Annotated in this window: 17 protein-coding genes; 8 read left to right on the top strand and 9 right to left on the bottom strand. The window is 60.6% G+C overall.

The window, feature by feature from the left end; translation table 11 throughout:
• Positions 1–26: 26 nt before the first annotated feature.
• The 5 genes from JJN09_RS13955 to JJN09_RS13935 all read left to right on the top strand — a co-directional run bounded on the left by JJN09_RS13955 (position 27) and on the right by JJN09_RS13935 (position 12,349).
• Positions 27–4,502: a SpvB/TcaC N-terminal domain-containing protein gene (locus tag JJN09_RS13955; RefSeq protein WP_249490630.1), complete on the top strand. Its 4,476-nt coding sequence runs from the start codon at positions 27–29 to the stop codon at positions 4,500–4,502.
• A complete protein-coding gene (locus tag JJN09_RS13950; RefSeq protein ID WP_249490629.1) occupies positions 4,499–7,237 on the top strand; it encodes an RHS repeat-associated core domain-containing protein in 2,739 nt (912 codons plus the stop codon). Before JJN09_RS13955 ends, JJN09_RS13950 begins: the two co-directional genes overlap by 4 nt.
• Positions 7,238–7,419: 182 nt before the next feature.
• Complete coding sequence (locus JJN09_RS13945) at positions 7,420–9,180, top strand: ATP-binding protein (RefSeq protein ID WP_249490628.1); 1,761 nt, start codon at positions 7,420–7,422, stop codon at positions 9,178–9,180.
• A complete protein-coding gene (locus JJN09_RS13940; protein ID WP_249490627.1) occupies positions 9,180–10,508 on the top strand; it encodes a sigma-54 dependent transcriptional regulator in 1,329 nt (442 codons plus the stop codon). Before JJN09_RS13945 ends, JJN09_RS13940 begins: the two co-directional genes overlap by 1 nt.
• Before the next feature lie 521 nt (positions 10,509–11,029).
• Complete coding sequence (locus JJN09_RS13935; protein WP_249490626.1) at positions 11,030–12,349, top strand: MFS transporter; 1,320 nt, start codon at positions 11,030–11,032, stop codon at positions 12,347–12,349.
• Between the two features lie 129 nt (positions 12,350–12,478).
• Here the strand turns inward: JJN09_RS13935 and JJN09_RS13930 are convergent, their stop codons facing one another.
• Entirely contained in the window at positions 12,479–13,237 is a 759-nt protein-coding gene (locus JJN09_RS13930; protein WP_249490625.1) for a hypothetical protein, read from the bottom strand.
• Positions 13,238–13,585: 348 nt separating this feature from the next.
• On the opposite strand from JJN09_RS13930, the gene JJN09_RS13925 reads away from it, so the two are divergent.
• Both JJN09_RS13925 and JJN09_RS13920 read left to right on the top strand, forming a co-directional pair.
• Positions 13,586–13,903: a hypothetical protein gene (locus JJN09_RS13925; RefSeq protein ID WP_249490624.1), complete on the top strand. Its 318-nt coding sequence runs from the start codon at positions 13,586–13,588 to the stop codon at positions 13,901–13,903.
• 128 nt (positions 13,904–14,031) lie between these two features.
• Positions 14,032–14,661, top strand: a complete 630-nt coding sequence (locus tag JJN09_RS13920) for a flavin reductase family protein (RefSeq protein WP_114885139.1) — start codon at positions 14,032–14,034, stop codon at positions 14,659–14,661.
• 6 nt (positions 14,662–14,667) lie between these two features.
• On the opposite strand, the gene JJN09_RS13915 is transcribed toward JJN09_RS13920, so the two are convergent.
• Both JJN09_RS13915 and JJN09_RS13910 read right to left on the bottom strand, forming a co-directional pair.
• Complete coding sequence (locus JJN09_RS13915) at positions 14,668–14,910, bottom strand: hypothetical protein (protein WP_096818378.1); 243 nt, start codon at positions 14,908–14,910, stop codon at positions 14,668–14,670.
• 43 nt (positions 14,911–14,953) lie between these two features.
• Positions 14,954–15,307, bottom strand: a complete 354-nt coding sequence (locus tag JJN09_RS13910; protein ID WP_249490623.1) for a putative quinol monooxygenase — start codon at positions 15,305–15,307, stop codon at positions 14,954–14,956.
• Positions 15,308–15,642: 335 nt separating this feature from the next.
• Here JJN09_RS13910 and JJN09_RS13905 point away from each other — a divergent pair, with 335 nt between their 5' ends.
• Positions 15,643–16,584 (top strand): AraC family transcriptional regulator, encoded by a 942-nt coding sequence (locus tag JJN09_RS13905; RefSeq protein ID WP_249490622.1) that lies wholly within the window; start codon positions 15,643–15,645, stop codon positions 16,582–16,584.
• A gap of 189 nt (positions 16,585–16,773) precedes the next feature.
• Here the strand turns inward: JJN09_RS13905 and JJN09_RS13900 are convergent, their stop codons facing one another.
• The 6 genes from JJN09_RS13900 to JJN09_RS13875 form a co-directional block, all read right to left on the bottom strand.
• Positions 16,774–17,829 carry an ABC transporter ATP-binding protein gene (locus JJN09_RS13900; protein WP_249490621.1) on the bottom strand — a complete coding sequence of 352 codons (1,056 nt, stop codon included), beginning with the start codon at positions 17,827–17,829 and terminating at the stop codon, positions 16,774–16,776.
• A 157-nt stretch (positions 17,830–17,986) separates the two neighbouring features.
• Positions 17,987–18,835, bottom strand: a complete 849-nt coding sequence (locus JJN09_RS13895; protein ID WP_064599073.1) for an ABC transporter permease — start codon at positions 18,833–18,835, stop codon at positions 17,987–17,989.
• Entirely contained in the window at positions 18,832–19,740 is a 909-nt protein-coding gene (locus tag JJN09_RS13890; RefSeq protein WP_249490620.1) for an ABC transporter permease, read from the bottom strand. The genes JJN09_RS13895 and JJN09_RS13890 overlap by 4 nt, the downstream gene beginning before the upstream one ends.
• Positions 19,741–19,931: 191 nt before the next feature.
• Positions 19,932–21,035, bottom strand: a complete 1,104-nt coding sequence (locus JJN09_RS13885) for an ABC transporter substrate-binding protein (protein ID WP_249490619.1) — start codon at positions 21,033–21,035, stop codon at positions 19,932–19,934.
• Between the two features lie 217 nt (positions 21,036–21,252).
• The gene (locus tag JJN09_RS13880) at positions 21,253–22,701 is read right to left on the bottom strand and encodes an aldehyde dehydrogenase family protein (protein WP_249490806.1); all 1,449 of its coding nucleotides are present in this window, start codon (positions 22,699–22,701) and stop codon (positions 21,253–21,255) included.
• Entirely contained in the window at positions 22,701–24,338 is a 1,638-nt protein-coding gene (locus JJN09_RS13875; RefSeq protein WP_249490618.1) for a 5-guanidino-2-oxopentanoate decarboxylase, read from the bottom strand. Before JJN09_RS13875 ends, JJN09_RS13880 begins: the two co-directional genes overlap by 1 nt.
• Positions 24,339–24,436 lie beyond the last annotated feature (98 nt).

The raw sequence follows: 24,436 nt of genomic DNA, 5'->3' as shown, positions 1-24,436 counted from the left end.
ACTCGACGTTCACAGGTTGCGTTGCCATGGCCCTTGATGCAGATGCGCTCGTCACTCCTCCCTCGATTGCCAAGACAGCGTCCATTGCAACGAATGGGCGCAGTTGGGGGGAGATCGGTGCGACCGGGCAGCGCTCTTATACGTTGCCGCTACCAACACTGTCCGCCCCCGGCCGCACGCTGATTCCCGAGTTGCAACTGGTCTATGACAGCAACGCAGGCAACGGCAAATGTGGCCTCGGCTGGGATCTGCCATTGCCTGCCATTTCCTGCAAGACCAGCAAAGGCGTACCGAAGTACGAAGTTGCCGATGTCATGCAGGCTGACGGCACTGACCTGCGCCCCGAACTGACCACTCGCGGCAAAATCAAGACAACTCGGCGTAAACGGGGCAAAGGCCGGCAGGCCAGAACGTTTTCCGTGGTGCGTTACATTCCTCGCCTTGAACGTTCGTTCGATCGTTACGAACTCTGGACACCTGTCGACGGCAAACCCTTCTGGCTGGTTTCCCGCGCCGACGGCTCGCAACATTGCTATGGCAACACCCCGGACGCACGTATCTACGACCCGGCAAACCCGAGCCACATCGCCGTGTGGCTACTGGTGGAAAGCAGGAGCGCAACGGGCGAAAACATCTTTTACGAATACAAGTCCGACGACAAAGTCGCTGACAACCGATTTAACTATCAAGCCCAGCGCTACGTGCGGCAGATCTGTTACTGCAACAAGACCGCCAGTGCCGACCTGTATTGCCTTGATCATGCACAACCCGAACGGCTGGACTGGCTGTTCAGGCTGATCGTTGATTACGGTGAACGCGTCGCCGGATATGACGATGTTCCACCCTATGCGGCGGCCAACGAAAACGCCTGGACGGTGCGACCCGACCCGTTTCGCATGCATCGCTACGGTTTCGAGGTAGGAACCCGACGTCTTTGCGAACAATTCCTGCTGTACAACAACGTCGGATCCGCGCAAGTACTGGTCAATCGCCTCTTGCTGGAGTACAGCGAAACCGCGCAACGCTACAGCCACATGAAAGCGGCGCACTATATGAGTTATGACGCTGCCGGCCGCATCAAGCACTCACCGCCGCTTGAGTACTTCTATCAAGCGTTTGTGCTCAACACCCAGCCCCAGGCCTTTTTGCCGCTTGATCACATGCCCGGTCTCAACGACGGCCAGCCTTATCATTGCGTCGACCTTTATGGCGAGGGCGTACTCGGGTTTCTTTGCCAGTACGACGGCGCCTGGTATTACCGCGAGCCACTGCGCGGGGAGCACGGCACAGACGAAATCGTCTACGGCCCCTGGACCTTGTTGCCGCTGATCCCGAATGCCGACACCAGCAAACCAGTGGTGCAGATCCTGACTGATCTCACCGGTGACGGACGCCTGGACTGGATCGTCGCGCAGCCGAGTGGCAGCGGTTACTACACGCTCGATCCGGATGGCACCTGGTCGTTGTTCAAGCCGTTCAGCCAGTTTCCCGTGGAGTTTTTCAACCAGCTGGCGCAGAGGGGTGGCCTGAGCGGCGACGGACTGGACTCCCTGGCCCTGATCGGCCCGAAGAGCGTTCGGGTGTACGCCAACCTCAGGGAAAAGGGTTTTACTCCCGGGCAGGACGTACCCCATGACCCCGACCGGCTGCCACTGTTTGGCGATGCCCGTAGCGAGCTGGTGTTTTTCGGTGATATGGGCGCCAGCAGCATGGAACTGTGCCGGATCCGCCACGATGAAATCAGGTGCTGGATCAGCCTCGGTCATGGTCGATTTGCAGAGGGTTTCAAGCTGAGCGACTTGCCGTTCGCCTACGGCGAGTTCGATGCCGACCGGGTACGCATCGCCGATCTGGACGGCTCGGGCGCCCCGGCCTTCATTTATCTGTTTTCGGATTACTTCGAAATCTGGCTCAACCGGGGCGGGAATGCTCTGGCAGCAACGCCGGTACGCGTTGCATGGCCCTCCGGCATTCGCTACGACAACCTCTGCCAGGTGACTTTCGCCGACCTGCAGGGCACTGGCTGCGCCAGCATGCTGCTCACCGTACCGCACATGAAACCGCGGCACTGGGTGTATCACTTCGTCAACAAACGGCCGTACCTGCTTGATGGCTGCAATAACAACATGGGTTACAACGCGACACTGGAATATCGCAGCAGTGCTCAATTCTGGCTGGATGAAAAACGTCTTGAACTGATGGCCCGCAGGCGTCCGGTCTGCCGTCTGCCCTTTTCTCAGATGGTGCTTCATGGGTTGCGCCAGGATGATGAAATCACCGGCAATTGCCTGATGCAGTTCCATGAGTATTTCGAGGGTTACTACGACGGTATCGAACGCGAGTTTCGCGGCTTCGGCCGGATCTGTCAGATCGACAGTGAACTGGAACCGGGAAAGGCCGAAAGCGGCCACACGTCGCCGATGCGCGCGACACACTGGTTTCATACCGGTAAAAGCATCGATATCGACTTGAAAGGTATCTGCGAACTCGACGCGGAGATCACTCCACTGGGGCGCACCCTTGTTTCGCACTTCGATGCCGAACACCGTCAAGAGCGAATCCGCAAGGCCGACGACAACCCCGAAATTGCCTACGCCCTTGCCGGCCGTCCGCTTCGCACCGAAGTCTGTCAGGCCGACGACCCCACCCCGGCGCGCCTGTTCTCTCTGAGCGAATTTCGCTACCTGGTGCGTGTCATCGACGAGAGTCCTTCCAGCCTGCTGGTGCTGGAACTGGAAACCCGCAGCCATCAGTACGAGCGTTTCATGGACGACCCGAACAGTCAGCATGGGGTGAATCTGGCGTGGGACGAGTTCGGTCATCCGACTCACGGTTTCTCCGTCGCCTGTGCTCGCCGCCAAACCGAGTCTGACGAACCGCCCTTCGATCGAGAGGATCAACAGCGCGCCTGGCTGGACAGCCACGATGAGCAACAGCAGCGCTTTTATCTGACAGAAGCCCTTGCCGAGTTTATTCACCTGATCACTGACGGCCATTGGTTGCTCGGCTTGCCTTGGCGCCAGCGCGGCAATGCGCTGATGCTGCCCAAGGGAGCGCTGCCGGGCGGGTTGCGAGCGGCGGACATCAGTTTTGAAAACTTTGACCGGTATAAAGACAGCGCCGAATGGGCAGCCGCGCGCGAACTGACCTCGCTCTCGCAACACACGTATCTGGAGGCCGCCGGCAAAATCCTCTACCCGCCTCGACAAGGACCGACCGAGCAGGCCGTGTTCGACCAAAAGGCATTGTCGGCCTACGACGATGCCCCGATTGTCATTCGGGACGAGCTGGTAAAAATTGGCTACGCGCCGATGTCGCTGTTCTTCCCGGAAGACCCGGCACAGGACCTGCTGAAAAACCTGTGGTCGGCGCAGAGCGGCTTTTTCACCTACACCGATGCCAGCGGTTTTTACCATGTCACCGATGTGCAGCAGACCGCCAGCCATGGCGTGACGCACATCACCTGGGACTTAAACCATCTGCTGACCATCGCCATCACCTTGCCGGATGGCTGCGTCACGACCGTGACTCCCGACTGGCACACCCTGCTGCCACAGCAGGTCACGGATCCCAACGAAAACATTCAGGAAGTGTTGTACGAAGCAGGCGGACAACCCCTCGTCCACAGTTTTCATGGCACCGAAGACGGTGTGCGCGCAGGTTTCGAACCCCTGGCCGCATATCCGCCACAGCCTGATCTGAGTGTCGAATTTGCCCTCGCCAACCCGAAAACCGTGCTGGCGTCGGCCGCCGGCGCGGTACGCACCGAGTTGTTCAGCTGGATGCCATTGCTCCCGCTCAAAACATCGCGGCTCAAAAGAAAGCAATGGATCGCCAACGGCCTGATCCTGCCCGACGGCCGCATCCGTGCCTCGGCGCTGCGCTGGCTGAACCAGCGAAACAAGCGCACCGCCAGCGAACAGACCTTGCTCAGGATGATCCACACCGCTCTGCGGCAACCGGTGCACAGCCTCAGTCTGGTTGCCGACCGTTACCACACAGACCCGCGGCAACAGATTCAGATGACCATTAGCTACGTCGACGGCTTCGGTCGCCCGCTGCAAAGCAAACAGCTCGTTCCGCCGGGCGATGCCTTTGTGGCCACGACCGAGGACGATCTCGCGACCGGCGCCGATGGCAAGCCGATCGAAATGCCCGCCGTCAGACGCTGGCGGGTCCAGAGTCGTGTGGAATACAACCACAAGGGCGAAACCATCCGGGTCTATCGCCCCTACTTCCTCAACACCCATCGCTGCATCAATGACAGCGCGATGCGCGAGCACGGCTACCACGACCGGATGTTCTATGACGCTCTGGGACGGCCGATCCAGATCATCAATGCGCTCGGTCATCTGGCGTTCGACATCCTGCATTCATGGTTCAAGCTCAGCTACGACTTCAATGACACCGACGATAGTCCACCGGCGAAACCTGCAAGTGTGCCTCTGAAGAAACCCGTCAGGCCGGCGAAGAAGAAGCCGTCGACAAAGGTTAAATCATGAGCGCCAGTGTGCACTGGCAAACGCCCGCCTTGCAGGTTCATGATCCGCGTGCCCTCGGAATCCGGCAGGTGGAATACCTGCGCCAGGTGGCGGGCGAGGACGTGCAGGCACTCATCACCCGTCAGCAACATGACGTCGCCGGCCGTCCCGTGGCGCAACGCGATCCGCGTCTGCCCACACCGAACAACGTCACCGTTTTCGCGTTGAACGGTCAGGCACTGAAGACAGTCAACGTCGACTCCGGCACCCATGTCACTCTGCCGGGACAGGCCGGGGAATCCCGGCATTCCTGGGATTCGAATGGCAACCATCGACTCACGACTTACGATGATCAGTTGCGCCCCTTGAGCGTTGCGGAAAACGACATACCCGACGTCGAAACGTTTACCTACGCCACCGCCACCGCCGACCCAGGGCACAACCTGCGCGGTCAGCTGATCGAACAGAGCGACCCATCCGGCATCGTCGACTTTCACAGCATCGGTCTGATGGGCAACGGGATGCACGAAACCCGCACCTTTCACGATGCCAAGGCCTTTGTCAGCCGCCGCGGGTTCAGCCCGCTGGGCACGGTGCTGGAGACGATCGATGCCGGCGGACACAAGCAACAGTCGACTTACGACGTGGCCGGTCAACTCAGTCGGGTGCACTTGCAACTCAACGGGCAGAGCAACTGGCAAACGGTGTTGCAGGAGGCGCGGTACAACGCCGCCGGACAGATCATCGAACAACACGCCGGCAACGACGTCACCAGCCGCTGGCACTATCGAGCCACCGACGGGCGTCTGCGCCGGCAGTACACACAGAAGGGGTCGGAATCGACGCTTCAGGATTTCGAGTATGAACACGACCGGATGGGCAACATCACGAGCATTCTCGATCATGTCTACACTCCGACGTTCTTTCGCAACCAGCGGGTCGATGGGCATCGTGAATTCAGTTATGACTCGTTATCCCGGCTGATCCGCGCCACTGGCTACGCCGACTCCTCGCCCTCGGACAAACCTGGCCGACCTCTGCCGACCGACCCCGCCGCCCGGCGCAATTACATCGAACATTACGATTACGATCACGGCAACAACCTCGTCAAAACCATCCACGTGCGTGACGGCGCCAGCCATACCTTCGAGATGTCCATAGACAGCAACAGCAACCGTGGCGCTCGTTGGAAGCCCGGCGACCCGCCACCGGATTTCCCCCGACTGTTCGACCCCGCCGGCAATCTTCAGGTCCTGCAACCGGGTATGCCAATGCACTGGAACAAGCGCGGCGAACTGGAGAAGGTGACCCTCGTCGATCGCAACGGCAGCAGCGCCAACGACGAAGAGTATTACCGCTACAGCCAGGGCACGCGGCTCTATAAACGCCACGACACCCACACGACAAAAGTCAGTCACTTCCACGAGGTGCGTGACTTGCAAGACCTGGAGATCCGCACAAAAGACAACGGTGAAGAGCTGCACCTGATCAATGTCGGCACCGGAATCGGCAACGTGGTCTGCCTGCACTGGGTCACCGGCATTCCGTCGGGCATTGCCAACGATCAACTGCGCTACACATTGGGCGATCACCTGGGATCAGTTGCAGTGGAGCTGGATCAACAGGCGCAGATGATCAGCCAGGAAGGCTACTTGCCGTTCGGCGCCACCGCCTGGATGGCGGCGCGCACGCTGATCGAAGTGGATTACCGGTTCATCCGTTATTCAGGCAAGGAAATGGATGTCACCCGGTTGTATTACTACGGCGCCCGCTACTACGCCGACTGGCTGGGGCGATGGATCAGTGCCGACCCGGCCGGCGACGTGGACGGGCCGAATCGATATGCGTTTGTCCGCAATAATCCGCTGAACTATCTAGATGAAGACGGGCAGGAGCTAATACCTGCGGAACTGCGAAACTCGATCAAAAGGTACGAAGAAATATTGGAAGAAGTCGGGCAAAGACTGGATAAAACGATTTATCAGTTCAATCACCTCAATCGAACGCAGGACATTTACATCTCCGCGGCTAAAAGAACTGTACTGACAACAGTCAACGTCATGGCGTCTGGAGTCATCGCGAGCACGGTCGGCGGTGCGACAACAGCAACCACTGCACCGATAATCGGCCCTGTGGCTCCATTCCTCGCCATCGCAACAGCCGCCTTGGCGGCTGATGCAACCGGGAATGCAATCAATAAAATCGGCAGAAATAATGCCTTCGGGTACCCCCTTTTACCCACGGCCAGTGATATTGACTCGGACGATATTCTCGAGACGGTATCGCCATTTAGTCTCAACACCGAGATCGGCAAAGCCTTTCGAAAATATGATCCGAGAACTTCGAGTGGGAGAACGGAACTCGCTTTGGTTGCAACAATAGGAGTCGCGGATTTGGTGACAGGTGTGACCACACACCTTGAAAAGCTGGTCGCATTTCGCCGCTTGTTTCAAGAAGTGAACGATGCACGCTCCGGCAAACTCAGCTCGCACGAGCTTGATCGGATCGAATCTGGCCTATCACTATTGGCTGAGTTCCTGAACAATGAAGCAGATCTATTTGATTCCGCGATAGACAAGATCGACCGTCTCGGTGGCGTGAACAAAGCAATAGCAGCCGGAACTCGCTATCGGATCAACGCCATCGAAAAAGCAGTCAAGGCGAAAATGGAACGATTGATAGATCTGCGCCCCAGAGTCCGTCATGGAGCAGAGCGACAACCGGCCCGCATCGAAGGGGTTAACCGTCGTGCTTAGCACCGTCCACCACTTCACGCCCTCACTGAGAGCGTATGTATCGCTGCGGGGACGGAGCTGAGAACTGTACTGCATTCAAGATCCAGGAAAATCACAGCGATGTAGCCACATCGGTTTGAGCGCTTAAACCTCCCTCGGGCCCGTGCTATCGTGCCGGCCCGACTCTCGACGTTTGCCAAAGCATGCCTGCGACTTCTCGCTTCCTACGCATGACCCTTTATGCGTTCCTCATTCTGGCGGGGGCCGCCCTTGCCGCCACGTTTGCCATTCGTCATGCCGAACGCCAGGCCCTGGAGGAAGATGCCGCCCGGGCCAACCAGCAATTGGCGCTGTACGCCAATTCGCTGCACACCCTGATCGACCGCTACCGCGCCCTGCCCGCCGTGCTGGCATTGGACCCGCAATTGCGCGCAGCGCTGGCCGGTCCGGTCAACGCCGAACAGCAATCCGCACTCAACCTGAAGCTGGAAAAGATCAACGGCGCCGCACAATCCTCGACCCTTGAACTGCTCGACCACACCGGCCTCGCGGTGGCAGCCAGCAACTGGCGTCTGCCCAGCAGTTACGTCGGCCACAACTATGGCTTTCGCCCCTATTTCAGTCAGACCCGCACCCAGGGCACCGGGCGTTTCTACGCGGTTGGTGTGACCAGCGGGATTCCCGGTTATTTCCTGTCCAGCGCGGTGCTCGGCGACAACGGCGAGTTCCTCGGGGCGATGGTGGTCAAGCTCGAATTCCCGGAGCTGGAGCGTGAATGGAGCCAGGGCAGCGACACCCTGTTGGTCAGCGATGCGCGTGGGATCATTTTCATCGCCAACCAGCCCGACTGGCGCTATCGCCTCCTGCATCCGCTGAGCCCGGCCGATTACAAAGAGATCAAGGCCACCCGCCAATACGACAAACAGTTGCTGGTTCCGCTGACTCATCTGTCGCTGCGTCGCTTCGACGACAACAGTGATCTACGCCGTGTCGAAGGCCCCCAGGGCACAGCGGATTATCTGTGGGAATCGCTGCCGCTGACCGCCGAAGGCTGGACTCTGCACCTGCTGCGACACCCGCAATTGTCCTTCGAAGACCAGCGCAATGCCGGGCTCGCCGCTGCCGGGGTGTGGCTGGCGCTGGTGTTCCTGCTGTTGTTCCTCAACCAGCGCTGGCGTCTGGCGAAGATGCGCCAGCGTAGCCGCGAAGAGCTTGAGCAACTGGTCGAAGAACGTACCCGCGACTTGCGTACCGCTCAGGACGGACTGGTGCAATCAGCGAAACTCGCGGCACTGGGGCAGATGTCCGCCGCGCTGGCCCACGAAATCAATCAGCCGCTGACCGCTCAGCGCATGCAGCTTGCAACTCTGAGGCTGCTACTCGATCACGGCCGCGTCGATGACGCCTACAAGGCGCTCAAACCGGTGGATGAAATGCTCACGCGCATGGCGGCCCTCACCGGCCACCTGAAAACCTTCGCCCGCAAGAGCCCCAGCGGTTTGCGCGAGCGACTGGATCTGGCGACAGTGGTCGATCAGGCCCTGCAATTACTGGACGCGAGAATGCGCGACGAACAGGTCAGCCTCGTGCTGCACCTGACCCGCCCGGCCTGGGTGCGCGGCGATGCGATCCGCCTCGAACAGGTGCTGATCAACCTGCTGCGCAATGCCCTCGACGCTATGCAAGGCAAACCTTGCAAGCGTCTGGAAATCCGTCTGGAAGCCGACGAACAACTGTGGCGCCTGAGCGTCATCGACAATGGCGGCGGTATTGCCGAAGAACATCTGGGTCAGGTATTCGATCCGTTCTTCACCACTAAACCGGTGGGTGACGGCCTCGGTCTGGGGCTGGCGGTGTCGTTTGCCATCGTCCACGAATCCGGCGGGCGCCTGAGCGCCGACAATGGCGACAACGGCGCGGTGTTCAGCCTGACGTTGCCGATCGATCTGGAGGCGCACATCTGATGCTTAATGCGGTGATGGTGGTCGATGACGAAAGCAGCATTCGCAGTGCCGTCGAGCAATGGCTGAGCCTGTCCGGGTTCGAGGTGCAGCTGTTCAGCCGCGCCGAGGAATGCCTGGCGGCGCTGCCCGCGCATTTTGCCGGGGTGATTGTCAGCGACGTGCGCATGCCTGGCCTCAGCGGTCTTGAACTGCTGGCCGAAGTGCAACGCCGGGATGCCGACCTGCCGGTGATTCTGCTCACCGGCCACGGCGACGTGCCGATGGCGGTCGAAGCGATGCGCGACGGCGCCTACGACTTCCTGGAAAAACCCTTCAGCCCCGAGACCCTGCTCGGCAGCCTGCGCCGGGCACTGGACAAACGCCGACTGGTGCTGGAAAACCGCGCCCTGCACGAACAGGCCGACAACCGCGCCAAACTCGATGCGACGTTGCTCGGTGTATCCCGTGGTTTGCAGACCTTGCGCCGGCAGGTACTCGATCTGGCGACCCTGCCGGTCAACGTGCTGATCCGCGGCGAGACCGGCAGCGGCAAGGAACTGGTCGCCCGTTGCCTGCACGACTTCGGCCCGCGCGCCGACAAACCGTTTGTGGCGCTGAACTGCGCGGCGATCCCCGAGCAGCTGTTCGAAGCCGAGTTGTTCGGCCATGAGAGCGGAGCGTTCACCGGGGCCTCCGGCAAGCGCATCGGCAAGCTGGAATACGCCGATGGCGGCACGCTGTTTCTCGATGAAATCGAAAGCATGCCGCTGGCCCAGCAGGTGAAACTGCTGCGGGTGTTGCAGGAGCAGAAGCTTGAACGGCTGGGGTCGAACCAGAGCATTCGGGTGGACTTGCGGATCGTCGCGGCGACCAAACCCGATCTGCTGGATGAAGCGCGGGCCGGGCGTTTTCGTGAAGACCTGGCGTATCGCCTGAACGTCGCCGAATTGCGCCTGCCGCCGTTGCGTGATCGTCGGGAAGACATTCCGCTGTTGTTCGAATCCTTCGCCCAGAGCGCCGCCCAGCGTTTGGGCCGGACGTTTCCGCCGCTCAGTGGTGCGCAGTTGAGTCACCTACTGAGTCATGACTGGCCAGGTAATGTGCGGGAACTGGCGAACGTCGCCGAGCGGCAAGTGCTGGGGCTGGATGAACCGGTTCAGGGCATCGATCCGGGCCAGTCGCTGGCGGCGCAGCAGGAGGCGTTTGAAGCACAGTGTCTGCGGGCGGCTTTGACCCGGCACAAGGGCGATGTGAAAGCCGTGCTTGAGGAACTGCAACTGCCCCGGCGTACCTTCAATGAAAAGATGCAGCGGCATGGGTTGAGCCGGGAGATGTTTTTGGCTGATTGAGGCTGGGTCGGGAATTTCTGTGTGGCTGAAATCCATCCCCTCACCCCAACCCTCTCCCCAAGGGGGTGAGGGGGAAAGGGAGCCGATCTGCGCTGGTTTTCAAACCTGAGTTCAACTCGATAATTCAGGTCGATGTACCCCGAAAGTACAACTCGGTCAGTCCCCTCTCCCCCCGGGCGGTCCGACGTTTCGGGAGGGCTAGGGTGAGGGGGAAAGGGAGCCGATCTGCGCTGGTTTTCAAACCTGAGTTCGACTCGATAATTCAGGTCGATGTACCTCAAAAGTACAACTCGGTCAGTCCCCTCTCCCCCCGGGAGAGGGTTAGGGTGAGGGGTTCTTGATCTGCGCTCCAATAAGCAACTTTCCGCTCACAAACACTATTCCGTAAGCGGATTTCCGCTCAACACTTTGCGCGACCCCCTCTAAACCGGCCCTCCCCCCGTTGGCACAGCTCCTGCTATAGCCATCGCAGGCTGCGTTTCAACGCGCTCCACAAAAACAATTAAACGAAGGATCCTTCAATGGATAACTCCAACGCCCTGCCTCTTGGGTCGGCTGCCGTGCCGGTCAAAGAACGAACCACCGCCAGTCGCATCAAGTCGATCTTCAGCGGTTCCGTCGGCAACATGGTTGAGTGGTACGACTGGTACGTCTACGCCGCCTTCTCACTGTACTTCGCCAAGACCTTCTTCCCCGCCGGTTCCACCACCGCCCAATTGATGAACACCGCCGCGATCTTCGCCGTGGGCTTTCTGATGCGTCCGATCGGTGGCTGGCTGATGGGCCTGTACGCCGACAAGGTCGGACGTAAAAAAGCGCTGATGGCCTCGGTGTATCTGATGTGCTTCGGCTCCCTGCTGATTGCGCTGAGCCCGAACTACGAAACCATCGGCATCGGTGCGCCGATCCTGCTGGTGTTCGCCCGTCTGCTGCAGGGCCTGTCGGTCGGTGGCGAGTACGGCACTTCCGCCACTTACCTGTCGGAGATGGCAACCAAGGAACGTCGCGGCTTTTTCTCCAGCTTCCAGTACGTGACCCTGATTTCCGGCCAGCTCATCGCGCTGGGCGTGTTGATCGTGCTGCAGAACATGCTCACCACCGAACAGCTGTACGCCTGGGGCTGGCGCATCCCGTTCGCCATCGGCGCGCTGTGTGCCGTGGTTGCGTTGTACCTGCGTCGTGGCATGGAAGAAACCGAGTCGTTCACCAAGAAAGAGAAGTCCAAGGAAAGCGCCATGCGCACCTTGTTGCGTCATCCGAAGGAACTGCTCACCGTGGTCGGCCTGACCATGGGCGGGACGCTGGCGTTCTACACCTACACCACCTACATGCAGAAATACCTGGTGAACACCGTCGGCATGAGCATCTCCGACTCCACCACCATTTCCGCAGCGACGCTGTTCCTGTTCATGTGCCTGCAACCGATCATCGGCGGCCTGTCCGACAAGATCGGTCGTCGTCCGATCCTGATCGCGTTCGGCGTGCTCGGTACGATCTTCACCGTGCCGATCCTGATGACCCTGCACACCATCCAGACCTGGTGGGGCGCATTCTTCCTGATCATGGCGGCGCTGATCATCGTCAGCGGCTACACCTCGATCAACGCCGTGGTGAAGGCCGAGCTGTTCCCGACCGAAATCCGCGCCCTGGGCGTCGGCCTGCCATACGCACTGACCGTGTCGATCTTTGGCGGCACCGCCGAATACATCGCGCTGTGGTTCAAGAGCATCGGCATGGAAACAGGTTACTACTGGTACGTGACCGCGTGCATTGCGGTGTCCCTGTTGGTGTACATCACCATGAAAGACACCCAGAAACATTCGCGCATCGTCACTGACTGACCGGGTTTATTCAGCCACTGCAATGGTGGCTGTTCTGGCCCCATCGCGAGCAAGCTCGCTCCCACATTGGATCGGCGTACAACTGACCCTGTGGGAGCGAGCTTGCTCGCGATTGAAGTCACCTCGGTATCAGGACAATTCGGCAACGCCCTGTTTGTTGCCAAAGCGCTTCTGCGCATAAGACGCGCCCACGATCATCACCAACAGAATCCCCGCCAGCACCGCCGACGAACCGATGGTGCCGAAGTCCAGACCGCCCTTCTCATGGGACTTGGTCATCAAGTCGCCCAGGGTCGCGCCAAACGGCCGGGTCAACACGAACGCTACCCAGAACAGCGCCACCGACGAAATCTTCGTGAAGTACTTGAGCAGTACCACCACCGCAATCGCCGAGCCGATCAACAGCGCACCACCGGCGAAGCCCAGGCCCGAGTCGTCCGCCAGGTAATCGCCGAGCGCGGTGCCCAGGGTGTTGGAGAACAGGATCGCCATCCAGTAGAACATCTCGCCGCGAAAGCTCTGCACCTTGGTGACATTGAGCGAATCGCCGCTCAGGCGCCACGCCGCGAAGATCGCCAGCAGGATCGCGATCAGGATCATGGAACCTGTGGCGTAGCCCAGCTCCAGCGTGCGGTCCATGAAGTCGGACATGGTGGTGCCGGCGGTGCTGGTCGACAGGATCACGATCCAGTACAGCAGCGGCTTGTAAGTCTTGGCCATCAGTTGCGTGATCAGCGTCAGGACAAACACGCTGATCAGGATCAGCGAGCTCATGGCGTAGCCGACGTTGAGGGTCATCGACAGCAAATCCCCCGCGGTTTCCCCCAGGGTCGTCGCGCAGATTTTCATGACCCAGAAGGCCAGGGTGATTTGAGGCAGTTTGTTCATTGCAGGTAAAGCTCCAGTGTGTGACGGCCGGTTCTTGGTTTTCTGGCCGCCGGCAGACTGGCGTTATGAGGGTGAAAAACCGGTCGGGAATGTATGAAAAATCTGTCACACAAGCCAAAAGCAGCGATTAATCACCGGTTAATGCCCCTGCCGCATCCTGCACTTACCTGATCGATGACCTGCGCGACGCTCGCTTCGACGACGAAAGCGACTTGAATGCGCCGCCCTTAACATCAAGTTAATCGATTGTTTTTAGCATTATTTTGCGCTTTTTAATCAATTTAGTTGGCGTAGCATGAACCCCATGCGAAACACATCGCCAACGAATTTCGAATCTGGAGAACGACCATGAAAACCAAACTGATCCTCGCCCTGACCCTGTCCGTACTGGCCGCCAACACCTTCGCCGCCGATGGCTCGGACAAAACCAAATCCGCCGATTTCATTTCCGGCGCCAGCGCCGCCATCGAAACCAGCCACTCGGGCACCTACGCTGCCGATGGTTTCGATAAAACCAACGTTGGCAAAGCGGTTGCTGCCGATGGCTTCGACAAGACTGGCACTGCTGCTGCCATCGCTGCCGACGGCTTCGACAAGACCGGCACCGCCAACGCCATCGCTGCTGACGGTTTCGATAAAACCGGTACGGCTGCAGCCATTAGCTGATCGGCAGTATCCAGACACCAAAGCCCGGCCATTGCCGGGCTTGTTCATTTCTAAAGGTCGGCATTTGATCTTCGTGGATCGGACTTGCACTATTGGCCGCTTATAAAAGCCTTCAGGAACACCTCGCCATGCCCGATGACATCCATTTCTACGAACCGGCCAACGGCCACGGCCTGCCCCACGATCCGTTCAACGCGATCGTCGGTCCGCGTCCTATCGGCTGGATTTCTTCGCAGGATGCCGAGGGCAAGCTGAACCTGGCGCCTTACAGCTTTTTCAACGCATTCAACTACATTCCGCCGATCATCGGGTTCTCCAGTGTCGGGCGCAAAGACAGCCTGAACAACATCGAGCAGACCGGCGAGTTCGTCTGGAACCTCGCAACCCGGCCGCTGGCCGAGCAGATGAACCAGAGCTGCGCAGCGGTCGCGCCCGAGGTCAACGAGTTCGAACTGGCGGGGCTGACGCCGGTGGCGTCGAAGGTGATTGCCGTGCCGCGTGTGGCCGAAAGCCCGGTGTCCTTCGAGTGCAAGGTCACGCAGATCATTCAGTTGCAGCGCGCCGACGGCGAGACGGTGCCGAGCTGGCTGGTGCTCGGCGAAGTGGTTGCCGTGCACATTGCCAAATGGCTATTGAAGGACGGGATCTACGACACCGCCGCCGCAGAACCGATTCTGCGCGGCGGCGGGCCGGCGGACTACTTCCAGCTGGGGCCGGAGGCATTGTTCAAGATGTGGCGCCCGGGCGCCGTCAAGTAAACGCGGTTACCAGATCAGCTCGGCGTCATCAGTGACGCCCTTGAGCTTGTCCAGCTCATTGATGGCCGCTTCATCGGCGGCAATGGCACCAGGGAACACCTGGTCATTCAACAATTTGTGAAAGCGTGGCGCACCGCCGTCGACCAGGGCCTTGACCGCGATTGCCGCGTGATAACCCTTGTTGCTGCCCAACTCGACGGGGACTACAGCGGAAACCGCTTCGAAGTGTTCGAACTCTTTACGTGCCATATCGCAGGTCCTGGCTCAGTCAGATAGGCCGGCCATTAAACCCTCAACCGGCGAGTTTGTGTATCGGCGCGCAACTTTGACCCAGCACCTGCGCCGCCGACACGTCTTTAAACGTGTGGAAATCCAGGCTGTTGACCACCAGATCCTGCACCAGCTCGGCAAAGACTTCCATCGACGGGCTGCTGAAGTAAGCGGTCATCGATTGCTGGTTATTCCAGAAACCGGAAACCAGCCACAACTCCGGATCACACTGCGAATGCTGCAAGGAAAAGCTCAGGCAACCGACGGCGGCACGGGATGGTTCGATCAGCGCGCTCAGGCGCATGCCGAGTTCCGCCGAGCGCCCGGCGCGCGCTCGAACGAAGGCCATATGACTGACGGGAATCTGCTTGGACATGTTCAACCCTCCCAGGGAGTCGCGTGGCAGCCGGGGACGGGCTGCGACAGGATCCAAGGTTAAGGGCCGGGCAGCGTTCGCCGTTAGTCGATTCCTGCCGTCGCGTTGCACAATCCTGCGAGACTGTCTTTCAGCCCTGTAACAAGCCGTGAATTGCTGTCACCGTCCTGTCACACCGATTTCGAGCAAGTTTTCCGGGAGGCGCCCTGTCATGTCTGGACAGGTAGACAACGCCATGCAGGATCAGGCAAGCATTTCGCAGGATGTGTCTACCGCTTGCGCTTGCACAAACTTATGCTCTGCTCCCATTCCATCCCTTGCCGAGGAGGCTGTGCATGACGTCATTCGATCGTTTTCAGGCGACGCCCGATGCCGACATGGCAGCTGACATGGAAAAGCAGCGCGCGGAACTGGCGGCCATCATTCGCCGCAACACGTCCGAAGATGGCAGTTATGCCACCGCCGTCGGCTCGCTGTTCATGTCGCGCCACACCCAATCCCATGACTTCGCCCCGGTGCTCGCGCAACCGGCGCTGTGCATCATGGCCCAGGGTCGTAAAGAGGTGCGGCTGGCGGACGAGTTCTTTAATTACGACCCGCTGAATTACCTGGTGGTCTCGGTCTCGATGCCGTTGAGCGGGCGGGTGGTGAATGTCTCGCCTGAAGACCCGATTCTCGCCGTGCGCCTGGACATCGATCCTGCGGAAATCACCGCGCTGATCGCCGATGCCGGCCCGATGGGCGTACCGACCCGGCCGACCGGGCGCGGTCTGTATGTGGAAAAGATCGACAGCGCCATGCTCGATGCAGTGCTGCGTCTGGCCCGTCTGTTGGACACACCGAAAGACATCGCCATGCTCGCGCCGCTGATCCGCCGTGAGATTCTCTATCGCCTGCTGCGCAGCCCGCAGGGCCATCGGCTGTACGAAATCGCCATCGCCAACAGCCAGAGCCACCGCATCAGCCAGGCGATCAAATGGCTCAACGGCAACTTCGAACAGCCGCTGCGCATTGATGATCTGGCGAAGGAAGTGAACCTCAGCGTCTCGACCCTGCATCACCGTTTCAAGGCAATGACGGCGATGAGTCCGTTGCAGTATCAGAAGCAGCTGCGGCTGCAGGAGGCGCGGCGGTTGATGTTGGCTGAAGGGCTGGAGGCTTCGGCGGCGGGGTATCGGGTGGGGTATGAAAGTCCGTCGCAGTTCAGTCGTGAGTACAGCCGGTTGTTTGGGGCGCCGCCGTTGAGGGATCTGGCGCGGTTGCGGCTGAGCGTCTAAAAGCTACCCCCTCACCCCAGCCCTCTCCCCCAAGGGGGCGAGGGGGAAAGGGAGCCGATCGCTGTTGCTTTCAAACTCGAGTTCACCTTGATTTTTCAGGTCGATGTACCTCGAACAAACACCTCGGTCGGCCCCCTCTCCCTCCGGGAGAGGGCTGGGGTGAGGGAGCGATGCTGAGCAGAACACCAATCACACGCCCAACACCCGACACGCCTCACTCGGCAACGTCACCGACACCGGATGCCCGATCCCTAACCCAATGCCCTGACACGGCGTACTCAGCGCCGTAAACGTCACCCCGGAACACTCCACCGTGGTCTCGATCGTCGCGCCGATATCCCGCACGAACGTCACCTTGCCCAGCAGGCGATTGCCCGCCGTGGCCTGGGGCGCCGACAGTTGCAGGTCTTCCGGGCGGATCAGCATTTTCACCTTCTGCCCGACCACGATGCTGCTGCAGATCGGCACTTGCAGGGCATCGCCGCCCGGCAGCGCCACCTTGCCATCGCCCAGCGCTGTGGCCGGGAAGATGTTGCCGGAGCCGATAAAGTCCGCGACGAACTCGTTGGCCGGGTGCCGATAGATTTCAATCGGCGTGCCCACCTGCTGCACCCGATGCTCACCGAGGACCACGACGATATCGGCCATGGTCATGGCTTCGCGCTGGTCGTGGGTGACCATGATGGTGGTGATGTTCAGGCGTTGTTGCAGTTGGCGGATTTCCACCTGCATCGACTCGCGCAACTTGGCGTCCAGCGCCGACAGCGGTTCGTCGAGCAACAGGATTTTCGGGTGCGAGGCAATCGCCCGGGCAATCGCCACTCGCTGACGCTGGCCGCCGGAGAGCTTGGCCACCGGACGATCAATCATCGGTTGCAGCTGGATCAGCTCCAGCAACTCCACCACCCGCGCCTGTTGATCAACCTTGCTCACGCCCCGCAGTTTCAGCGGATAGGCGATGTTCTCGCCCACGGTCATGTGCGGGAACAACGCCAGCGACTGAAACACCATGCCAAAGTTGCGCAGGTGCGCCGGGGTGTGACCGATGTCCTCGCCGTCCAGGCGGATCTCGCCGCCGGTGAGGGTTTCCAGCCCGGCGATCATTCGCAGCAACGTGGTCTTGCCGCAGCCCGACGGGCCGAGGAAGCACACCAGTTTGCCCTCGGGCAAATGCAGGTTCACGTCTTGTACCGCGCAGGCCGAGCCGTAGTGCTTCTCGACGTTTTCCAGAATCAGACCAGACATAAATCACCTCAAGAAATCAGGGTTTTGGCTGGAGGTCGCCGAGCGAAGATCAGGCAAGGCAAAAGTCTGCGAAGAAGCGGAGTTGACTTTAGTCAATGAGCATTCTGAGCTGACTTTTAACGCACCATGATCGAGCGCAGGCACCTCCAGGCAAAAGCTAGAAGGAAACGCCGCCCTCACCGACCAGCTTCTCCAGCGCCCAGATCAGGACGAAGTCGATCAGCACGATCAGCACGGCAAACGAGAACACGGTAGGGTCGAGCGATGACACGGTGCGGCTGTACATCCAGATCGGCACGGTCATGACGTCGATGGTGTAGAGGAAATAGGTCACGGTGAACTCGTTGAACGAGACGATGAACGCCAGCAACATCCCCGCCAGAATCCCCGACTTCATCAACGGCACCACCACGTCGACGATGGCCCTCAATGGCGACGCGCCGAGCATCTGCGCGGCCTCTTCGACTTCACTGCCGATGGAAAGCATGGCCGCCGTGCAGTTCTTCACCACGAACGGCAGCGCCAGAATCACGTGGGCAATCACCAGTCGCGAGGTGGTCATGTGGAACGGCAGGCTGTCGAACACCAGCAGCAATGCCAGCCCCAGTACCACCATCGGAAACACCAGCGGCAGCGACATCAATTGCAGCGCCACGCCCTTGCCACGGAACTCGCAACGGGTCAGCGCGTAAGCCGCCGGCACCGCGATCAGCGTGGCGAAAATCATCGTCAGGCACGCCACCAGCAAACTGGTGCCCATGGCCTGGCCGAGGCTCAGCACATCGCTGGCGTCCGGCGAGACAAAGGTGTGCCACGCCGCCTTGTACCACTGCAGGCTGTAGCTACTCGGCGGGAAGTCGAGGTTCGATGCGCCGCTGAACGACATCACGATCATGGTCAGGATCGGCAACACGGCCAGGAACAAAATGATCCCGGACAGGATGCCGGCGAACTTGCCGGTGTCGCCCGGCAACAACGACTGACGCTTCTTGATCAAGGCACTCATTGCGAAGCCTCCAGCAGACGGCGACGGCGGCCGGTGACGTATTCGGACAAGGTCATGATGGCGAGCGTGGTAACGATCAGCACCACACCGGCGGCGGACGCGGCAGGCCAGTTCATCAGCGGGGCAATCTGGTCATGCACCATCACCGCGAGCATCGGCACGCGTCGACCACCAAGCAACAACGGCACCACGAAGCTGCTGGCGTTGTAGGCGAACACCAGCGTCGCGCCGGTGATGATCCCCGGCAGGCTCATCGGCAACACCACCTGACGGAACACCTGAAAACGGCTGGCGCCAAGCGTCGCGGCAGCTTCTTCGTAGCTGCGGGCGACGCCGCGCATGGCGCTGGCAATCGGCAGCACCGCCAACGGAAACGCGGTCTGCACCAGGCCCATCAATACGCCGTTCTGGTTGTACAGCAACATGATCGGACGCTTGATCAGACCGAGGCCCATGAGGGTCTGGTTGAGCATGCCGCCGGGGCCAAGGATCACCAGCCAGCCGTAGCTTTGCAGCAGCAGGTTGACCAGCAACGGCAACAGCACCGCCGCGAGGAAGATCCGCCGCACGAATGGCGAGGTCAGGCGCGACATGGTGTACGCCACCGGGATCGCCAGCACCACCGCGATCACCGCGCTGATCAGCGCCAGACGCAAGGTCAGCAGCAACGATTTGAGGTAGTAGGGTTCGAGCAACTGGGCGTAACTGGCCAGGCTGAAACCGGACCACTCCGCGCCCTTGGTGCCGACGCTCATGCGCAACACCAGCAGGCTGGCGGCAATCAGCACGCCGAGAAACAGCATCGACGGCGTGAGGAAAAACCACGCCCGTGCAGTCGGCGAAACACCGCGCGCCGGGCGCACGTCACCCGCGCCGACCGGTTGGGTCAGGGATTGATGTTCCATAGCAATGATCTCGTCAATGGAAAAACAACTGACAGACACAGACTTCCAAACCACCGCAAGCTTTGTGGGAGCTGGCTTGCCAGCGATGACGGCCTACCTGTCGACCATGATGTCACTGACAAATTGCTATCGCTGGCAAGCCAGCTCCCACAGGTACTTCGGTGTTTGAAGAACCTGCGTCCATCACTCGATCAGGAAGAAAAGATTTCCGTGTAGCGACGAATCCACTGGTCATGCACGGTCGCCAGGAAGGCGTTGTCGTGCATGATCGCCTTCTCCGCGATCTGCTCCGGCGTGAGGATGAACGGGCTCTTGCGCGCTTCGGCGGAGATGATCGCCTTGGCGTTGACCGGGCCGTTGAAGATGTCTTCGGCCATCTTGCCCTGCACCAGCGGGTCGAGGGAGTGATCGATGAAGGCGTAGGCCAGGTCGGTGTCGCCCGGACGGTTCTTCGGCATCACCGAGAGCATCAGGTCGGTGTAGAAACCTTCCTTCATGCCGAACGTGGCGCCGAGGCCGTAGTTCGGATCGCGGATCTGCTTGGGGAAAAACGCCGGGGCATACAGGCCGCCCATGTCCAGGGAGCCGGTGCGGAATAGCTCGGCGATCTGGTTGGGGTTTTCGCCCAGGGTCACCACGCGGTCTTTCAACTCCGCGAGTTTCTTGAAGCCCGGCTCGATGTTGTGTTCGTCACCACCGGCCAGTTTGGCGGCGATGATGATCAGGTCCATGGCCTCGGTCCAGTTCGGCGGCGGCAGGAAAATATTCGGTGCCAGATCGGCGTCCCACAGTGCGGCGTAACTGTCCGGCGCTTCTTTCTGGGTGCGGGTGCTGTAGACCAGACTGTTGCACCACAGCAGGTAACCGATGCCGTGACCGTTGGCCCCGGTGCGGTATTTTTCCGGGACGTCGACCAGATTGGGAATGCGGTTGAGATCGGGTTTTTCCAGCAGTCCGGCAGCGGCCAGACCTTCGGCACCAACGCCGGCCAGGGTGATGATGTCGTACTGCGGACGATCACCGCCGGCCTTGAGTTTGGCGACCATTTCCGAGGTGCTGCCGGTGCGGTCGGCAATCACTTTGGCGCCGGTCTTGGCTTCGAAGGTCGCAGCGATGTTGCGCAGTGCAGCGAGGCCCGTGTCATCGGACCAGGTCAACAGGCGCAGGGTCTTGCCGGCAAAGCGGGTGTCGCTGGCACTGGCCCGGATGAAGGGCATGCTCATGGCCGCCGCAGCCACCGAGGCCACGCCGACGGTTTTGATGAATTGACGCCTGTTCAGATCGTGCTCGCCCATTTAGGACTCCCATTATTCTTGTAAGTATGAGACTGATCGCAACCCTTGCATCTGCCTGACCGGAACTGCTCAAGCGCCCGATTTCAAAGGGCTTGAGCGTGGTCTGCGGGTTCATCCTGAGGTCGTGCAAAACACCTGACTATCGATAAAAACTCATTGGAGCCATGACGCCGGCGCATGCCTCGTTGCGAGGCATGCGTTGAACTTTTTCGGGCATTCAGAGCGCGCGGATCACGTGCTTGATTTCCTGGAATGCCGCCAGGCCCCACGGCCCCAACTCGCGACCGATGCTGCTCTGTTTGTAGCCGCCCCACGCCGTCTGCGGGAAGATCACCTGCGGCGCGTTGAGCCACACCAGCCCCGCCTGCAAGGCGTTGGCGACCCGATCCGCGGTCTCGGCATTGCGCGTGACCACACTAGCGACCAGACCGAACTGACTGTCGTTGGCCAGGGCAATCGCCTCGGCTTCCGTAGCGAAACTACGCACGCAGATCACCGGGCCGAAGATCTCTTCACACCACAGCGCACTGTCGAGGGGCACTTCGGTGAAGATCGTCGGCTGCAAGAAATAACCGCGCGGCAGATCCGCCGGGCGATTGCCGCCACAGATCAGCTTGGCCCCGGCACTGAGGCCACGGTCGATGTGACCGAGCACTCGCTGGTACTGCGCCTGATTGACCAGCGCGCCCATCTCGACTTCAGGATCGAACGGGTCGGCCACACGGATTTTTTCCGCGCGGGCCTTCAAGCGAATCAGGAATTCATCGGCCAGTTCATCGGCGACCAGCACCCGGCTGGTGGCCGAGCACATCTGCCCGGCGTTGAAGAAACCACCGCCGCAGGCCAGCTCCACCGCCAGATCGAGGTCGGCATCTTCCAGAATCAGCAGCGAGGATTTGCCACCCAGTTCCAGGCTCACGCCCTTCACGGTTTCAGCGGCGCGCTGCATCACCTGCACACCCACGGCGTTGCTGCCGGTGAAGGAAACCTTGGCGATGCGCGGGTCTGCCGACAGCGGCGCACCGACCGCCAGGCCGGTGCCGCACACCAGGTTGAACACGCCTTTGGGCAGACCGGATTCGGCGATGATCGCTGCCAGTTCCAGTTCCGGCAGCGGCGTGACTTCCGAAGGCTTGAGCACCACGCAGCAACCGGCGGCCAGGGCCGGCGCGAGTTTCCACGCGGTGGTGACCATCGGGAAATTCCACGGCACGATCAAACCGACCACACCGCACGGCTCGCGGCGCAGACGTGCGCTGAAGTCGTCGCTGGGCAGCGGCACATCGCTGTCCTGTTTCGCATCGAGACCTTCGGCGAGTTCAGCGTAGTACTCGAAGGTGGCGATCACGTCATCGACATCGATGCCCGCTTCAAACTGCGGTTTGCCGTTGTTGCTCGACTGCAACTTCATCAGATGTTCGCGGCCGTTGCGCACGCCATTGGCGATGTTGCGCAGGATCGCGCCGCGCTCGGCGCCGGTGGTTTTCGACCAGTCCTTGAAGGCTTCAGTCGCGGCCGTTACCGCTTGGTTGACGGCGTTTGCATCTCCGCCATTGACCGTGGTCAGCAGCGCTTCAGTGGCCGGGTTGATCACGCGCAGGTGCTCGCGGCCGGCGGCCCATTGGCCGTTGATGTACAGGCCATCGAGTGTGGTCGGGAAATTCATCATTGGGCCACCGCCTTCATCCATTGGGTCTGGTCGATTTCGATCAGGGTCGGGCCCTGACGATCGGTGGCGGCGCGCAGTGCACCGCGCAGGTGTTCGGCGGAGCTGATCGCTTCCGCCGCGCAACCCAGGGCCTTGGCCACACCGATGAAATCCGGGGTGTAGATGTCCACGCCCACTGGCTCAATGGCGCGGTTGACCATGTATTTCTTGATTTCTTCATAACCCTGGTTATTCCACAGCAGGATGATCACCGGCGTGCGTGCTTCCACGGCGCTGGCCAGTTCCGGCAGGGTGAATTGCAGACCACCGTCACCGATCAGGCACACCACCGGCGGACGAGCACCGTGTTCCAGAGGGCCACCGAGCCACGCGCCAATCGCCGCCGGCAAGGCGTAACCGAGGGTGCCGTAACCGGTGGACGAGTTGAACCAGCGGCGCGGACGCTCCGGGTTGAACGTGAGGTTGCCGGTGTACACCGGTTGCGTGGAGTCACCGACGAACACCGCGTTCGGCAGTTCGTGCAGCACGGTTTCGAGGAAACGGGTCTGGGCCAGCGTCGGCGCATCCCAGGTCGCGGCCAGGTCTTCACGCAGACGCGCGGCGCGTACCTGACCCCAGTCGTTGCGACGCTCGGCCAGCGGCTTGTGCGACAGCGCGCTCAGCAATGCTTGCGCCGCGTTGCGCGAATCGGCCACCAGCGCCACATGAGGCGGGTAGTTGCGTACGGTCTGGTCGGGATCGATATCGACCCGCAGCAGCTTGCCGGGGATTTCGAAACCGCCGGCGAAAGTCACGTCGTAATCGGTTTCCGCCAGTTCGGTGCCGATCGCCAGGATCACGTCGGCATCGGCCACCAGTGCGCGGGTCGCCACCAGACTCTGGGTCGAACCGATCAACAGCGGATGGCTCGACGGCAACATGCCTTTGGCGTTGATGGTCAGGGCCACCGGTGCGTCGAGCAGTTCAGCCAGTTCGGTGAGTTCGGCAGCGGCATCGATGGCGCCGCCGCCGGCGAGGATCAGCGGACGCTGGGCGCCGGCCAACAGTTCGCTCATGCGGCTCACGGCGGCCGGCGCTGCACCGGCGCGGTCGATGTTGACCGGCACACTGGCCAGCAGTTCGTCGGCTTCTTCGACCAGTACGTCCAGCGGAATTTCGATGTGCACCGGACGCGGACGCCCGGCCTGGAACAGCGCAAACGCACGGGCCAGCACGCCCGGCAATTCGGACGCCGACATCAGGGTGTGGGAGAACGCCGCCACGCCGCCGACCAGTGCGCTCTGGTTCGGCAGCTCATGCAGCTTGCCGCGACCACCGCCCAATTGGCTGCGCGACTGCACACTGGAAATCACCAGCATCGGGATCGAATCGGCGTAAGCCTGGCCCATGGCAGTGGTGATGTTGGTCATGCCCGGGCCGGTGATGATGAAGCACACGCCCGGTTTGCCGCTGGTGCGGGCGTAGCCGTCGGCCATGAAGCCGGCGCCCTGTTCGTGGCGCGGGGTGACGTGGTTGATGCTCGAACGGGCCAGCCCGCGATACAGCTCCACGGTATGCACCCCGGGAATGCCGAACACCTGCTCGACCCCATAATCTTCGAGTAACTTGACCAGTACTTCGCCACACGTCGCCATGTCTTTGCCCTTCTTGTTCGTTGAGGCACCGGGCTTTAAAAGAACCGGTGATTGGCCTCATTGAAACGGGCGACCCGTAGCCGCAACAATCGATAAAA

The organism is Pseudomonas sp. HS6 (assembly GCF_023375815.1).
Classification (GTDB): Bacteria; Pseudomonadota; Gammaproteobacteria; order Pseudomonadales; family Pseudomonadaceae; genus Aquipseudomonas.
This window is presented reverse-complemented; position numbering and strand designations above follow the sequence as displayed.